General features: G+C 59.7%; 14 protein-coding genes. 2 read left to right on the forward strand and 12 right to left on the reverse strand.

Features of this window, described 5'->3' with window-relative positions; translation table 11 throughout:
* Positions 1-193 precede the first annotated feature (193 nt).
* From LOY52_RS17705 to galE, 6 genes are all read right to left on the reverse strand, one after another.
* Positions 194-2,272, reverse strand: a complete 2,079-nt coding sequence (locus LOY52_RS17705) for a YjbH domain-containing protein (protein ID WP_258675329.1) — start codon at positions 2,270-2,272, stop codon at positions 194-196.
* The gene (locus LOY52_RS17710) at positions 2,269-3,030 is read right to left on the reverse strand and encodes a capsule biosynthesis GfcC family protein (protein WP_408980406.1); all 762 of its coding nucleotides are present in this window, start codon (positions 3,028-3,030) and stop codon (positions 2,269-2,271) included. Before LOY52_RS17710 ends, LOY52_RS17705 begins: the two co-directional genes overlap by 4 nt.
* Positions 3,027-3,692 carry a YjbF family lipoprotein gene (locus LOY52_RS17715; protein ID WP_258675332.1) on the reverse strand — a complete coding sequence of 222 codons (666 nt, stop codon included), beginning with the start codon at positions 3,690-3,692 and terminating at the stop codon, positions 3,027-3,029. Before LOY52_RS17715 ends, LOY52_RS17710 begins: the two co-directional genes overlap by 4 nt.
* 8 nt (positions 3,693-3,700) lie before the next feature.
* Positions 3,701-4,762, reverse strand: a complete 1,062-nt coding sequence (locus LOY52_RS17720) for a polysaccharide biosynthesis/export family protein (RefSeq protein WP_150369267.1) — start codon at positions 4,760-4,762, stop codon at positions 3,701-3,703.
* 144 nt (positions 4,763-4,906) lie between these two features.
* Positions 4,907-5,143 carry a hypothetical protein gene (locus LOY52_RS17725; protein ID WP_003226528.1) on the reverse strand — a complete coding sequence of 79 codons (237 nt, stop codon included), beginning with the start codon at positions 5,141-5,143 and terminating at the stop codon, positions 4,907-4,909.
* 231 nt (positions 5,144-5,374) lie between these two features.
* Positions 5,375-6,391 (reverse strand): UDP-glucose 4-epimerase GalE, encoded by a 1,017-nt coding sequence (gene galE / locus LOY52_RS17730; RefSeq protein WP_027611482.1) that lies wholly within the window; start codon positions 6,389-6,391, stop codon positions 5,375-5,377.
* 389 nt (positions 6,392-6,780) lie between these two features.
* On the opposite strand from galE, the gene galU reads away from it, so the two are divergent.
* The gene (gene galU, locus LOY52_RS17735; RefSeq protein WP_027611481.1) at positions 6,781-7,614 is read left to right on the forward strand and encodes a UTP--glucose-1-phosphate uridylyltransferase GalU; all 834 of its coding nucleotides are present in this window, start codon (positions 6,781-6,783) and stop codon (positions 7,612-7,614) included.
* A gap of 38 nt (positions 7,615-7,652) precedes the next feature.
* Complete coding sequence (locus LOY52_RS17740; RefSeq protein ID WP_258675340.1) at positions 7,653-8,057, forward strand: mannose-1-phosphate guanylyltransferase; 405 nt, start codon at positions 7,653-7,655, stop codon at positions 8,055-8,057.
* An 83-nt stretch (positions 8,058-8,140) separates the two neighbouring features.
* On the opposite strand, the gene LOY52_RS17745 is transcribed toward LOY52_RS17740, so the two are convergent.
* The 6 genes from LOY52_RS17745 to LOY52_RS17770 all read right to left on the reverse strand — a co-directional run bounded on the left by LOY52_RS17745 (position 8,141) and on the right by LOY52_RS17770 (position 15,047).
* Complete coding sequence (locus LOY52_RS17745; protein ID WP_258675343.1) at positions 8,141-9,280, reverse strand: GDSL-type esterase/lipase family protein; 1,140 nt, start codon at positions 9,278-9,280, stop codon at positions 8,141-8,143.
* A 179-nt stretch (positions 9,281-9,459) separates the two neighbouring features.
* A complete protein-coding gene (locus tag LOY52_RS17750) occupies positions 9,460-10,506 on the reverse strand; it encodes an acyltransferase family protein (protein ID WP_258675349.1) in 1,047 nt (348 codons plus the stop codon).
* A gap of 11 nt (positions 10,507-10,517) precedes the next feature.
* Positions 10,518-11,621, reverse strand: coding sequence for a hypothetical protein (locus tag LOY52_RS17755; protein WP_115986932.1), 1,104 nt, complete (start codon positions 11,619-11,621; stop codon positions 10,518-10,520).
* The gene (locus LOY52_RS17760) at positions 11,612-12,841 is read right to left on the reverse strand and encodes a polysaccharide biosynthesis C-terminal domain-containing protein (protein ID WP_258675350.1); all 1,230 of its coding nucleotides are present in this window, start codon (positions 12,839-12,841) and stop codon (positions 11,612-11,614) included. The genes LOY52_RS17755 and LOY52_RS17760 overlap by 10 nt, the downstream gene beginning before the upstream one ends.
* On the reverse strand, positions 12,838-13,950 hold the full coding sequence (locus LOY52_RS17765) for a polysaccharide pyruvyl transferase family protein (RefSeq protein ID WP_258675351.1): 1,113 nt from the start codon (positions 13,948-13,950) through the stop codon (positions 12,838-12,840). The genes LOY52_RS17760 and LOY52_RS17765 overlap by 4 nt, the downstream gene beginning before the upstream one ends.
* Positions 13,951-13,964: 14 nt before the next feature.
* A complete protein-coding gene (locus tag LOY52_RS17770) occupies positions 13,965-15,047 on the reverse strand; it encodes a glycosyltransferase (RefSeq protein WP_309474931.1) in 1,083 nt (360 codons plus the stop codon).
* Positions 15,048-15,066 lie beyond the last annotated feature (19 nt).

A 15,066-nucleotide genomic window follows, 5' to 3' on the forward strand; every position in this document is an offset into this window, starting at 1 on the left:
ATGGACTGGCGCCTTCGCGAGCAGGCTCGCTCCCACAGGGATTGGGGGCGTTCACTCAAATCGGGCACACCACAAAATCACTGTGGGAGCTTGCCTGCAAGCGATAGCGGTGGGTCAGGCAGCACAGATGTTGAATGTGCCGACGCCTTCGCGGGCAAGCCCGCTCCCACAGGTCTCAAGGGAGTTCTCGGGTTTACTCGGTAATCTTCGAGAAGTTGCGGTAGAACATGTCACCCTCGCGGCTATCGGTCATCGAGTGCAGCTGGAAGCTGCGATTGAGCCTGGCGCCGCCGTCACGGGTCAGGGGGGCCCAGACCAGGTTGGCGCGGCGCATGGTCGACATGCTCATCATTTCGTCGAACGGGATCGACAGGTAGATGCCCTTGTCGAAACTACCCTCCCCGTACTCGGCGCTGCCAGCCGTGGTGATCGTGGCCCAGGCGCCGAAGCGCACGCCGTTGAAAAACTCGCGGGAGATGTCCAGCGTACCGCCCCAGTCGCCGGCCAGATAACGACCGACGCTGACTGCAGCCAGCGTGTCGTACGGCAAGTCGGTGTAGCCGGTGATGTGCCCGGTCCAGACCGAGTAGTCGCGCAGGCCGAAACCCTGGTCGAACTCGCGCTGGCGCACATAGTTCAGATCCGCCCCCACCGACCAGCGCTCACCGGTCGGCCGGAACAGCACCTCACCGCCGACGCCGGCAAACATCGACTCCAGATAGCCGCCGTAGACCATGCCATACAGGTCCTTGTCCAACTGCTCGGCATGGCTGACCTGGAACAACGGCATGGTCACTTCCGAGGTGGTCAGGTACTGACGCAAGTCGGTACGTACCCGTGGCAGGCCGCTCGGTGCATCGTAGGTGAACTTGTCGAAGTTGTTCACCAGGTTGGCACTGAGCAGTCCGTTCCACCAGGTGTTGCGGTTGAAGCGGTACTCGGCGTCCGCGTCGGCACTGAATTGATAGAGCAAACCATCCGGGCCGCCAACGTTCTGCTTGAAGCCCAGCCCAACGCCATAATTGAAGTGCTGCGGCGCTTCGCTGTAGAGGGTTTTCTCGTTGTGCGGCATCGCCGGGTTGATCTCGGTGGTGCGGTGCAGCGACTCCAGCGGCTCCTCGTTGTTGATCACTTCGCGGAAGGTCTGACGCGGCACGCTGGTCTCTTCCAGCGCCAGGTCGTAGCGCTTGTTGACCACGGTGAACCAGTTGATGTCGTCGTTCACACTGTTATCGAGAATCCGGCTCGCGCGGCCAACAGCCTTGGACGAATGGAAGTAGCGCTGCTGCTCGCCGTAGACGATCAGCTCGGAATCACGCTGACTGATGCGCTCGACCTTGTACCCGGCATTCTGCTGCAGGCGCTGCGATACGTTGGCCCAGTTGACCTGTTCCATCGGCGTGGTCGGTATCTTCGCCGGCAGTGGTTCCGGCGTCGGGTCGTAGATCTTGGCCGGCGCCTTGCGGCTGACGAAATTGGTGTGGAAGGTGATGCCGAACATCGCCGTGTTGCCACGTTCCCAGGCCGCGCTGACGTCCACCGAATCGGCCACCTTGAACACCGCGCCGAAGTTGATCGGCGAGTCCTGCTTGATCACGTTGTCCTTCGGCTCGTGCTTGTAGTCGTTGCCTTCGTATTCGAGTTTCAGGTTGAGTCGATCCCACGGCGTCTGATAGCTCACACCACCGAAGAACGACGGTCGGCCGCGAAAGTACGAGCCGGAGTTGACGTCACCGGTACCCTCAAGGGCCGGTCGGGTGTCAAAGCGATCACTGACGTAGCCCAGCGGATTGTCGAGATCACCGCGATTCCCGAGATAACCCCAGGCAATACCGGCGCTGAAATCGAAATTGTCGAAGCGTTTGTTGGCGACGAAAAATTCACTGGAGAACAAGCCCGTACCACCGATGTCTCGGAAGCCCAGCGCGACTTCCGGCGCCCAGTGGCTTTCCTGCCACAGCCGGACTTTGGCGTCGACCGCCTTGTCCTTGTAGCTCTGGCTGCCACTCAGCGCCTCGGAGCCGTACGGCCGGTTGGTGATCGCGGTGTAGCGGAACGAGCCTTCGAGCCAGTCCAGTGGCTGCAACGACACGCTGTAGCGGCTGTAAGGCTCGGTGCGGTTGGCGTTGACGCTCAGCTCTCCGGCCGGGGCCATGCGTGCAGTCGGGGTCTGCAACAGACCGGTGCCGCCGAAATCATTTTGGGTAATACGCGGCTCGGCATGCACCAGACCGCACGGCAATAACAACACAGCTGCAAAACGTAACTTCAACGAACCACCTCAGCCAGCTGCGTGGCAATCAATTCGGCCAACTGCTGATTCAGTTCAGGAACAGGCGGATCCAGATCATCGTTTTTCACCGGCACCAGAATCTTGCTGCCGGCCACGGGGAACTGCCCGCTCTCGCGATTCCAGTGCGCGATACCCACGCGCCGCACCGCACCATTGGGCTGGATCAGCCACAGGTAATCGGCCTCGGCATCGTCCAGCGGCGTACAGCTTTCCAGGTATTCGCGCGCCTCCAGCAAGGGCTGATAAGGCAGGTGACAGGTTTCGGCAACCGCGCCCAACACTTGCACCTCGTCGACCCGTTTCGGGTAGATCAGGCGATCGCCATCGTCGAGCCGAATGTTGCGCGCGAAACCGACTTCTACCGCGACCGGATCGAGGTCCGCGACCTGACGCCCGGTGACCGGCATTTGCCGCACCTGCTCAGCCAGGCGCAGCGCCAGCGCCGCACGACTCGGTCGGTCAAACAACGAAGCCATGCGCTGCAACACATCGAGATCGAACAACACCCCGGCCTTGAGCCGCGCCTGCTGTTCCAGCAACGACTGGCGCAGCAACACGCCGGCCAGCCAGTAACCTTCGGCATTCGGCACCGCCACGCTGATCACGTCGAGCAAGCGCCCGCCCGGAGGCAATTCCACCGGCCCCGGGTTGGCGACATCGCCGCTGACCGTGACCGTCGCCTGACTGACGCCGCTGAGCAACAGCAAACCCGCCGATAACATCCGTAGGCGCTTCACGGCAGATGCCTGCGATCAGGGGTCAGTTGCACGATGCGCACGCGCAGTTGCGTGGTCAGTTGCTGCTCGCTCTGCAGGATGAATCCGTCCAGCGGATCGACCCAGTAATGGTTGGTCGCGCGCAGCCCGATCGCCGGGACGTCGATACGTTCGTCGACACGCAGCACGGTGTATTCCTTGTCGAGAATTTGCAGGGTTTGCGTGGATCGGCGAGAGAACCGGCTGTTGACGATCAAGCCGACTTCCTGGCCCTTGTACAGGTCGATCCAGCGCTGACTGGTGAACCCGTCGGCGACTTGATGCAGGCCGCGTTTGAACGGCGCGTTGTCGGCCAGCCGCGTACCGTCCAGGTCGCCCTCGACGCCGAGGCCGATGGTGCGCACGGCGAGACCATCACGCAGCAGCAACACCTGTTTGCCGGAGGCGACCCAGAACTGCAGGTCTTCACGCTCGCGCACCAGCGCCAGCACCCCGGAGCCGGACGGCGTGGTCAGTTTGACTTGCGGATACTTGACCTCGGCCACCTGGGCCGCGCTCACGTCCAGCTCGTCCGGGCCGATCACCGCCGACTTGAGGTTGCGCACCGAAGCGGTCATCAGCGGGTTACAGCCACACAACATCAAGGCCGCCATCAGGCAGACGCCAACTTTCAAGGTTTTCACGGTCGGCCTTATTTGCTGTTGTTACTGAATTCGCTCCAGTTCTTCGCAGCGGAAGCCCCGGTCCCGACAATCGATGCCGACGGCACCAGTTGGCTGATGAAGCGGTTCCAGCGCGTGACGTTGGCCGGGCCGACGTACACCACGTCCTGTGGACGCACTTCAAAGTGCGAAGCGAGTGCCATGGCGGTCGGCGACTGGGCTTCCAGTTGATAGATCTTCGCCGGCTCGACATCGAGGTTTTCCACCCCGCGAATCACGTACACCGCGTTGCCGTTGGAGGTGGTCTGGCTCAGACCGCCGACCGAACCGAGCACGTCGGAGAGGTTCATCGTCGCGGTCTTGAAACTCAGCGCACGGGGCTGATTGACTTCGCCCATGACGTAGATGCGCTTGTTGTCGTTGTACGGCAGGTACAGCTGATCGCCGCCCTTGAGGAAGACGTGCTGCAACTCGGAATCCTGCTGGTTGAGCGAGTCGAGATTGAGCGGATACACCCGGCCATTGCGGGTCAGCAGCAGGCCCGACAGGTCGGCGTTATTGGTGTCGATGCCGGCAGTACCGAGGGCTTCGACCACGCTCAGCGGGTTGGTGGAAATCGGTTGTGGCCCGGCCTTGGCCACGGCGCCGGAAACCACCACTTTCTGACTGGCAAAACGCAGCACCGCGACATCCACCTGCGGCTCGGCGATGAACGCCGACAGCCGGGTTTCGATGTCCGAGCGCAGCTGTTGAATAGTCTTGCCGGCCGCCTGCACTTCCTTGATGAACGGGTAGTACAGCGTGCCATCGGAGCGCACCAGTCGACCGTTGGCGTCGATCTGCTGTTGTGCCCCCGATGGCGCGGTCAGCTCCGGATGATCCCAGACCGTGATGTACAGCACATCGTTGCTGCCGATGCGGTATTCCGCAGGCGTTGCCAACAGTTCCGCCGGCACCGTCTCACGCTTCTGCGTGGCACGGGTCATCGAGATCAACTTGGGCGTGATCGGGATCAACTCGACCCGACTGCTTTCGCTGGCGCCCTGGCGCGTGATGTCGCCGGTGCTCAGGTACTGGCCGGGGGAAAACATGCAACCTTGCAAAGCGATACTTGCCAACAGCAAAAGAGAAAAACTACGAGTCATAATGGCACTACGCTATTCAAGGGCGAATCTAAAAATAAAGTCACCCGACTTGCGTCGGGCGACCCTGTACTGCACTAACAAATGTTCCTGTTAGTTGTGCGTGCCGGTGGTGCCGGTAGTACCGGTGGTGCCAGTGGTACCGCCGTTGGCACTTCCGCCGCTGTTGGACGCTGCGACTGCACTGGCAACCATTGCAGTACTGGCAGCAGGCGCTGTAGAAGCCGCAACACTGCCAGATACATTGGTTACCGCAGTTAGCGGCGCTTCAGCAGCGGACGCCCAGTTGCTCAACATCGTCAACAGGGCAATCGCCATCACTTTTTTCATATCAACTCCTTTCTAACATTCGACCTGTTAAAAACCGGCCTGAGTTAGCGGTGGTAGCGTTCAAGTCCGCGAAAAGCGCGAACAAGATCCGTCGTTCTTTCACAGTCTTACCCAACTGATAAAAGTCGAACGGCAGGTTTATATCTACGGACTTGCAAAAGGCATTTCCAGCGTATTTTCCCGACGATATCTAACAGCTGACCGAAACTAACATTCAGTATTAGAACGACATCATTCGAGATAACCGCGCGGATGATTCGATTGCCAGCGCCAGGTATCGGTGACCATGTCCTGCAGACTGCGCGTGGCTTTCCAGCCGAGTTCTTTTTGCGCTTTCGAGGCGTCGGCCCAGCTCTCGGCGATGTCCCCGCTGCGCCGTGGCATCACCCGGTACGGCACGGGTCGCCCGCTGGCCTGTTCGAAGGCATGCAGCACTTGCATCACGCTGTAGCCGTCACCGGTGCCGAGGTTCCAGGTATGAATGCCCGGACGGTCGGCAATCGATTGCAAGGCTTTGAGATGGCCATCGGCGAGGTCGACGACGTGGATGTAATCGCGCACCCCGGTGCCGTCGATCGTCGGGTAATCGTCGCCGAAAATCGACAGTTCCTGCAGGCTGCCGACTGCGACTTGGCTGATGTATGGCAGCAGGTTATTGGGAATGCCGCTGGGGTCTTCGCCCATATGCCCGCTGTGATGCGCGCCGATCGGGTTGAAGTAACGCAGCAAGGCGATGCTCCAGCGCGGTTCGGCCTGACTCAGGTCGCGCAGCACGTTCTCGACGATCAGCTTGGATTGACCATAGGGATTGGTCGGAATGCCGGTGGGGAAATCCTCGCGTATCGGCATCTGCTCAGGCTCGCCGTACACCGTGGCCGACGAACTGAACACCAGCCGGAACACCCCCGCTGCGGCCATCGACTGACACAGCGTGATGCTGCCGCCGACGTTGTTTTCGTAGTAATCCAGCGGCTTGCGCACGCTCTCGCCGACGGCTTTGAGCCCGGCAAAATGCAGCACCGCGTCGATCGCATGCTCGCGGAAAATCCGGTCGAGCAACGCCCGGTCGCAGACATCGCCGCGAATCATCAACGCGCTTTTGCCGCAGATACCTTCTATCGCGTGCAATGCCGCATCGCTGCTGTTGCAAAGATTATCCAGTACAACAACTTCATAACCTGCTTCAAGCAGCGCAAGTGTGGTGTGCGAGCCGATATAGCCAGCGCCACCCGTTACCAGAATCTTCATAGCGCGGTCCGTCATTGGATAAGTGACAAGTAGCCTGTCAAGTCCCTTTCATTGATTCTGTGGCGCACCACACAAATAAGGACGACAACAGCCTTAAACAAAATTAGTTCAACCACTGGCAATAAATATTTTTGCAGGTCAAACTGTATTGCCCGGTACTTATTAGCACCCCAAGTACACTCATCACTATCAACAGATACCGACTAAAAATAACTAACAACGTCATTACCGACATCTCATAACATTGTCATGTTTTACCCCCTGCGCTAATTGCCATTAACAACCTGACTCAGGTATTAAAGTACTCGTTCAATAATCATTGAAACTTGTGCGCTTTGATAAGTGCGCGCACCCGTTGCCTGTGTTCCATGACTGTCCAGGATACTTTTATGATTCGTAAATGTTTGTTCCCCGCTGCCGGTTACGGCACGCGTTTCTTGCCGGCGACCAAAGCCATGCCGAAAGAAATGCTGCCGATCGTCAACAAGCCGTTGATCGAATACGCCGTTGAAGAAGCACGGGACGCCGGCCTGCAACACATGGCCATCGTCACCGGTCGGGGCAAGCGTGCGCTGGAAGACCACTTCGACATCAGCTACGAACTCGAACACCAGATCCGCGGCACCGAGAAAGAGAAGTTCCTCGCCGGCACCCGCGAGCTGATCGACACCTGCACCTTCTCCTACACCCGTCAGGTGGAAATGAAGGGCCTCGGTCACGCGATTCTCAGCGGCCGCCCGTTGATCGGCGATGAACCTTTCGCCGTGGTGCTGGCCGATGACCTGTGCCTGAACCTGGAAGGTGACGGCGTGCTGTCGCAGATGATCCAGCTGTACAAGAAATTCCGCTGCTCGATCGTCGCCATCCAGGAAGTCCCGGCCGACCAGACCCACAAATACGGGGTGATCGCCGGCGAGCTGATTTCCGAGGGCATCTACCGGGTCAATAACATGGTGGAAAAACCGGCGCCGCAGGACGCGCCGTCGAACCTGGCGATCATCGGCCGCTACATCCTGACGCCGGACATCTTCGACCTGATCGCCGACACCCAACCGGGCAAGGGCGGCGAGATCCAGATCACCGACGCGCTGATGAAACAGGCGCAGAACGGTTGCGTGCTGGCTTACAAGTTCAAGGGCCTGCGCTTTGACTGCGGCGACGCCGAGGGTTACCTGCAGGCGACCAACTTCTGCTACGACAACGTCTACCTCAAGGGCCGCTGAGACGGTCCCCGCCCACTTCTCTTTTCAGGAGGCAACCCATGAACATGGCACAGCATGCAGCAGAGATTGAACGGGAGGTGGGCAACCTCGGCACGGTGAGCTGGCTGTCACACCATCAGCCGTTGCCCAGCGCCAACGAGTCGTGGCTGGGCAGTATTTTGCTGGTGGAACGCATCGGCATGTTTCCCTCGTCCGGCGACATTCGCCGCACGCTGGCGGATCCCTATCCCCTGCTCGCCCATCTGAAAAGACTGTATGCCGAGCAGGCGCTGGAAATGGACGATCGTGATGGGCTGAAGGTGATCTTCAGCGACTGGCGCTTCCGCGTACGCCTGTGCTGCAACGAACCGGCGATCATCATCAATGTCGAGACCCGGTGTGCCACGCAACTGATGCCGCAGAAGACCGCGGAGCTCCTGAGCCAGATAGACCAATTCCAATAAGCGCTCCCCCTGTAGGAGCTGCCGAAGGCTGCGATCTTTTGATCTTGTTTTTAAGATCAAAAGATCGCAGCCTTCGGCAGCTCCTACAGGGATTTGGTGGGGTCGCAACTGTCTGTGTTGATGCCACTGACAATCCAGCGGTAGAAGTAATCAGCAATCACCTTCCCGCCCGTGGCCGGCTGCGGATGAATCTTGTCCGGGCCGATCATCGCCGCCGCATAGCGTTTGACGTCAGGGCCGAACGCGCATTGCAGATTGGCAAAGCCCAGCTGCTGCTCGTGCGCCCACGGCTGCAAGACCTGTGCATACGCCGACATCGGATAGGTGCTGGAACGCGTGGTGTCCTGACGCATGATCAGGTTGATGCTCGCCGCCGGTTGGATCTCGCGGATCATCGCCACCAGGCCCTGAACGTTGTGCAGGTACTGTTCGGGTTTGACCCCGAAGCCTTGATCGTTGCCACCGAGCATGATCAGGTAAACGTCGGCGGGGATCTTCGACACGGCGGCTTTCCACTGCACCTGCCATTGCGGATCGTTGTGATAAAAGTCCGCAGAGGCCGCGCCGGAGGCTGCCAGTTTCGAAACCCGCACGCCGCTCTGTTCGTTGCTCATCCACAAGCCAAACAAGGTCGGTGCGCCCTTCACCACTTCCAGTTTGAATGACCAGTCTGGCGCTGAAGAGAGACCTGCGAGCGGTACTTCCTGTACGCCCGAACCCTTGAGCGTCAATGGCTGCCAGTCCTCCGAGGGTGTCCAGCGGTAGCGCAGCTCACTGGCTTCGCCGTTGCCCAGATAGAGCAATTTCGCCTGGGTGACTTGGGTGTCGATGGCGGGTGTCGGGCTGGCATCGATTTGCAGCCAGGCGCCGGGCTTGCCGGTCACCGTGCGGCTGTCGGGGCTGGCTTGGCCGAGGCCGGACACTTGCCAGCCACCACCGAAGTATTTTTCGCTGCTGCGGGTGTATTTGAAATGCGTGCCGCCCAGCGCCGCGCCATGGTTGAAACCGACGTAACCGGGGCCGGCAAAACCCACTTCGCCGGCCACGCGCTGCACCAGTTTGTTCAGGTAGAAATCCTGCCCGGCGCTGTAGCTGTCGCCGATCACCGAGACCGACAAGACCTTCCCGGCCTTGCCTTCGCGCCACTGCGCAAAGCGCTCGCGGGCATCGCCCACTTCCACCACCGACGCCGCGACGGGCTGAGCGTCATTTACTGCCAACATGCATTATTTCCTTCAGTCTGGAATGGCCCCTTCGCGAGCAGGCTCGCTCCCACATTGGATCGACGTCATACGCCAATCCCCTGTAGGAGCTGTCGAGTGAAACGAGGCTGCGATCTTTTTGACATCAACATCAAAAGATCGCAGCGTGCCGCAGCTCCTACAGGGAATGGTGTACGACATTAAATCCGTTGGGTCTGCACCACCGGAGTAACGCTCGCCACCGTTTTTTTCTTCGCCGCACGCTCGCCGAGAAACAGCACCGAAGTGACATTGAAGCGACTGAAAATCATCGACAGCACCACCGGCCCCAACAGACCAAACAGCAGCCCACTGAGCACCAGAATGCTTTCGTCTTTCACCCCCAGCCGCCCCATGACAAACCGCGAAGTCGCCGCGAACAGCACATGGAACAGAAAGATCGCGTAAGAGTAGCCGCCCAGCCAGGTCAGCCACTTCGAGCGCATGTCACTCGACAGCAAAGCAATGCAGGACACACACCCCACGGTCAGACCGATCAGGCTGCGGCGGTCGACGATCAACTCACGATCAATCGCCGCCACGTACAGCAGCGTCAGCGAGATCAGCACAAACACCAGCGGCCCGATCACCTTGAACCGTTGCTTCAACGCCTCGACATTTTCCTGACCGATCATCCCCGCCACAAAAAACGGCAGCAGGTAAATCGCGCCATTGATGCCGAACGCATCGAGCTTGAACGGCGGCAACAGAAACACTGCCGCGGCGAAGGCGAACAGCAGATACAAGCGCGTCATCGAGCGCAGCATCCCGCGCCATTCCAGCAGGCCGACGAACATGAAAATGATGAACACCGCCTGCAGGAACCAGAAGTGATTGACCGGCACCCAGAACGATAACAACGCGTCGATCATCCCGACGTCCTTGTTCACCCCCGGCCCCACCGCCTGCAACACCGAGAACGGCACGCCGACACAAAACAGCGGCACGATCAGCCGTCGCACCTTGCCGCTGAAGAATGCGGAAAAGTCATTGCCGCGAATTTTGTAGATCGAATAGATGTAGCCGGAAATGAAGGTGAACAGCGGCATGCGCACGTACACCATCGAGTCGGCGATCACCCGGAACGGCGAGCCGAGATCGATCTTCAGGCCTCCGCCCAACGGGCCAATGACGTGATAGAGCACCAGCAGCAGGCACGCCAGACCCCGCAGGGTTTCGATCTCCAGCGATTTTTTCTTGCTCGACATAAACACCTGCCTCAATTCAGAACTCGTGATTCAACCCGCACCGGTTTGTTCGCGCGCAACATCAGGCCCAGACCGACAAACAACACCGGCACCACCATGGAAAAGTGCCGGGCGAAGGAGCCGAAGTCCGGCTCGAACAAACCCTGCACCAGCAGGAACGCCAGCGGAATCGCGATCAGTTCCTTGGGTTTGGTCTCGATCGGCGCGCCTTTGTAGTCGGTGGAGGTGATGACTTTGAACAGCAGCAACGCGGTCATGATCATCAGCGCGACGAAGATCACCTGGCCCGGCCCGGACAACAGAATCAGCTCCACCGGGAACGACAGCCGGAAGAAGATGATCATCGAGTCCAGCGCCTGCGAGACGAAGTCACTGCCGCTGAGCCACGAAACGATCAGCGATTTCGAACCCTCCTCCCCCGCCGTGCGCAACTCGTTGTTGCTGGCGCGAATCGATGACACTGGAAAGCCCAGGGCCAGCTGGATCGCCATGGCCACTGCCAGATAAAACAGGAACAGCATCAGGAAGAAGGTGAAGCGCGACACGTACTTCTTCATCACGCAGACGCCGACCCACGACAGCGAAAACAGAATCCAGTAAGGCCGGATCAGCACGCCGTAGATCACCGCTGAGAGGAAAAAGCCGCCGCGATATTTGCGCGTCAGCGAGCTGAACAAAATGCTCAGCACCGCTACCGAAACGATGATTTCCTTGGTCAGGTTTTCCAGAAAAAACGAACGCACAATCCCCCACAGACACAGGGTGCCGAAGATCGCGAGCGGCATGCGCCGGAACACCACCACCGGAATCGCCGTGAGGAAGAAATTGCAGAACATCCCGTAGGCCCAGGCGTTGGTCAGGTTGATCCCGGTGGGCCGCAGCAGGAAGGCCGAACACTCGTAGGAGGAGCGATCCGGCGAGAACGGGTTCCAGAAATTGCAGTTGTCGGCGCGGGCGTAGGACGACCATAGGGTCATGGCATCCGGGCCCGGAGCGCGCGGGATCAGCAGCGGCATCGCCACCGACAGGAACAATCCGGTGAACAGAATCAGGAACGACAGCGAGGAATCGAGTCTGCGGCCGCGAAACTCGATGCACGGCAACTTCAACCCCATGCCAGCGCCCCTTTGGCACGGGTCGCCCGAGTCAACACGGCGATCACCCCGAGCTGGACGATGATCGCGAAGACATTGCCCCACGCCGCGCCATAAATCGAATAGTGCTTGATCAGCAGGTAGCTGACCGGCACCGACACCAGCAGGCAGATCGCCGCGCTGGCGAATGACACCCGACTGTTTTTCGAAGCGATAAGACCGCCCCAGACGATGTCGCCGATGGCCCGCAGGGCAAAGGAAAAGATCAGCACGCCAAGGATCGCGTTATCCGGACGCGGCACGCTGCTGGCGACATAATCGAGCACCACGTTGAAGAACAGATAGATCAACACCGCCACCGCCGCCGACACCACCAACGAGCGCATCACCCATTTGTTGACGAACAATTGCTTGACCGTAAATGCCTGCTGATCCGCCTGAAAGCGCTTGGCCAACACCGGAATACCGACCACTGCCACCACTGCGTATGACAAGGCCTGCAAGGTGTTGGCCGCCGACCACGCGTACACGTATTTACCGAGGCTGGCGTAGGGTTCGAGGTCGGCAATCAGAAAGCGCTCGGCGTACTGACTCAGCGCGATCAAACCCGTACCAAAATAGAACGGCAGCCCGGCCTTCCACACGGTCGCGGTCGTCAGTGCTTCGCTGACCCGGCCCTTGTGCACGTTCACCACAATCAGGTAACCGGCAATGATCACCAACACGTTGGCGGCTACCCACAACCACAGCACACTGGCGATGCCGGAGACCCAGTCGAGCATCATCCCGCCCACGGCCAGCAGCGCCCAGAGGCCGGTCTTGATAAAGAACAGCAGCGCGCCCGCCGTGGCTTTCTGCGCGGAAAACACGAACGAATTGATCTCGAACGACAGGTGTTCGGTGAGCAACACCAGCGTCACGCAGAGGATCAGCGCGGTGCTCGCCTCGACCTGCTGAAACAGCGAGTAAATCCCCACTGTCAGCAGCGACAGCAGCAGCCCCACCGCCAGGTACAGCAGCAGGACTTTGTCGACCACCCGCCGCGAGCTGCCGCCGACGCTGATCAGCCGGTTGATCTCGGAACTGAAACCAACGCTGTAGAACTTCGAAGCGATCAGCGACGCGGCGACCACCACGCCATAAAACCCCAGCGCTTCGTAGCCCAGGTAATGGGTGATGGCCAACACCAGCAGAAACTTCGCGCCCAAGGCTCCGCCGCGCAGCAGCAAGCGAAATATCATCGAACGACGCCTTTGATGATCTCGTCCATCATCACCGTCTTGGCTTCGATTTCGCGGCAAGTGTCGGTCAGGCGCTTGCCGAAATTCGACAGGGCATTCGGCGCATAAACGGTGTCGATGATCTGGTCGACATTGATGTCGCCGCCATTGATCACCCAGTCTTCCACGCCCATGTCCTGATAGGCGCCAAAGCCTTTGCGCTCATAGCTGATGTGGTACGCCGGGACACCGGACAGCAACGATTCGATGGCGCCGTGCAGGCGCACCGAGATCACCAGGTCCGGCTGATATTTGGCAATCGTCGCCTTCAACGACAGCAGGTCCTCGCTGATGCCCAGTTCGCGATAGAACGCACCGTCATCGTTGCCGCGAACGGCGCTCTGCACCGCGCAGACGACTTTGCTTTTGTTCTTCAGGCGCTGCAGCAGCAACTTCAGGTTGGCGACGTAGGCGACCTTCTTTTCCTTGCTCCACTCCGGTGGCTTGCGCAGCACCACGCACACGGTGGCCGGCGACGCGGCACAGCGGGTGAACTTCGGTTGCTGAAGGATCTTGCTGGCCAGTGACTGCACCGCCAGATCCGGCGCGCGATAGACGTTTTCGCAGGCATCGAACATTGCCGAGGAGCGGTTATCGCGCACGAACACCGCGTCAGCGCTGGCGTAGTGATCGACGATCTTGCGGCTCTCGCCATGGAACGGGCCGATGCTTTGCGGCAGGTACACCGACGGCACTTTGCTGAGGATCGCCGTTTCCAGTTGCTTGGCGTGGCCGAGTTTGAGCTTGATGTGTTCGAAGGCACTTTTCGAGCGCATGTAGCCGCCACCGACGCCGACGATCAGATCAGTCTTGCGCAGCAGATCCGCCAGCCCGGCATACGACTGATTGAGAAACACTGCCTGCTTGACCCGCCCCAGGCCCTTGGCCGCCATCACCGGCGCGTCGAAACGCGGGTGCGGCAGGTAGGCGAAAGACTGCGGGTCGGATGCCACGACATTGATCGCGGTGTCTTCGCCAAAGTTGCGCTGCACCAACGCGATGGCCAGATCGACGAGCAGGCCGTCACCGGAGTTGGAGGCACTGTAGCCATGCAAAATCGTTACGTTCATAAGCTGAGTTCTACTTAATAGGTGGGAGCGCAATACACGTCGTAGGTCTGGCGGATCATCAGCGCGGCGCTGAAACGCTCGCGCACGATGTTCCGGCCTTCGCTGCCGAGGTCGAGCAACCGCGGCTTCTGGATTCGCGCCAGCACGTCGGCCAGCGCCTGATGATCACCGGTGGGAAAGACGTAGCCGGACACTTCATGGGTGACCAGTTCGGGCAGCGACGTGCAGTTGCTGGCGATCACCGGCAAACCCATGGCCATGCCTTCCAGCGGCACCATGGCAAAACCTTCCCAGCGGCTCGGAACGATCAGCGCGTCGGCCTGTTGATACAGCGCCTGCACTTCAGCCGGCGTGACCCACGGCAGGTACTCGACCGCGTCCATCTCGGGGCACTCGACCGTGTCCTCGTTGACCGCACTGCCGACCACTGTGAGTTTCAGATCACGGCGCTGCACCTTGGCGAAGGCCTTGAGCAACACGTCGAAACCTTTCTGGTAGTCGAGGCGACCGACGAACAGCAGATGAATCGGCGCGGGGCTCTCGGTCTTCGGTGTTTCGTCACGCTGGTGGATGCCGTTGTAGATCAGCTTCATGCGCGAGCGCTGAATGCCGAACCGCGCAGCCTTGTCCATCTCGTAGCGGCTGACGCAGATGATCACGTCGGTGACTCTCTGCAGGACCCGCTCGATCCATGCGTAGATCTTCTGCTTGGTCGGCGAGCTTTCCATCAGGAACGAAAAGGCGTGCGGGCAGTAGACGATTTTCGGCTTGCGCCACGGTCGCAGAAGCACACAGACCACGCGGCCGATTACCCCGGAAAAGGTGCTGTGCAAATGCACCACATCGGGTTTTTCCTTGAGCATCACTCGGGTCAGTTGCCAGGCAAATCGCAGCAGCGAACGCACATCCCGCCCGCTGCGTTCGAACGTGCGAATCTGCTGTGCATCGATGCCGTGCAGCTCTTGTTTCTGGTCGAGCGGCACCAGATAGACCAGCTCGTAATTCGAATCCTGGCCTTCGGGCGACGCCGAGATGGTGCGGATAACGGTGGCGACCCCACCTTTTATCGTTTCAGCCACGTGCAGTATTTTCTTCACAACCCACCCACTTTCATGC

The sequence above is a fragment of the Pseudomonas sp. B21-051 genome (genome assembly GCF_024748795.1).
Taxonomy (GTDB): Bacteria; Pseudomonadota; Gammaproteobacteria; order Pseudomonadales; family Pseudomonadaceae; genus Aquipseudomonas; species Aquipseudomonas putida_A.

What these genes read in the sequence shown, in the direction of transcription:
- LOY52_RS17740 (WP_258675340.1), top strand. Translation starts at nt 7,653, where the DNA reads ATGAACATGGCACAGCATGCAGCAGAGATTGAACGGGAGGTGGGCAAC.
- galE (WP_027611482.1), bottom strand. Translation starts at nt 6,391, where the DNA reads ATGAAGATTCTGGTAACGGGTGGCGCTGGCTATATCGGCTCGCACACC.
- LOY52_RS17725 (WP_003226528.1), bottom strand. Translation starts at nt 5,143, where the DNA reads ATGAAAAAAGTGATGGCGATTGCCCTGTTGACGATGTTGAGCAACTGG.
- LOY52_RS17750 (WP_258675349.1), bottom strand. Translation starts at nt 10,506, where the DNA reads ATGTCGAGCAAGAAAAAATCGCTGGAGATCGAAACCCTGCGGGGTCTG.
- LOY52_RS17765 (WP_258675351.1), bottom strand. Translation starts at nt 13,950, where the DNA reads ATGAACGTAACGATTTTGCATGGCTACAGTGCCTCCAACTCCGGTGAC.
- LOY52_RS17760 (WP_258675350.1), bottom strand. Translation starts at nt 12,841, where the DNA reads ATGATATTTCGCTTGCTGCTGCGCGGCGGAGCCTTGGGCGCGAAGTTT.
- LOY52_RS17745 (WP_258675343.1), bottom strand. Translation starts at nt 9,280, where the DNA reads ATGTTGGCAGTAAATGACGCTCAGCCCGTCGCGGCGTCGGTGGTGGAA.
- galU (WP_027611481.1), top strand. Translation starts at nt 6,781, where the DNA reads ATGATTCGTAAATGTTTGTTCCCCGCTGCCGGTTACGGCACGCGTTTC.
- LOY52_RS17720 (WP_150369267.1), bottom strand. Translation starts at nt 4,762, where the DNA reads ATGTTTTCCCCCGGCCAGTACCTGAGCACCGGCGACATCACGCGCCAG.
- LOY52_RS17755 (WP_115986932.1), bottom strand. Translation starts at nt 11,621, where the DNA reads ATGGGGTTGAAGTTGCCGTGCATCGAGTTTCGCGGCCGCAGACTCGAT.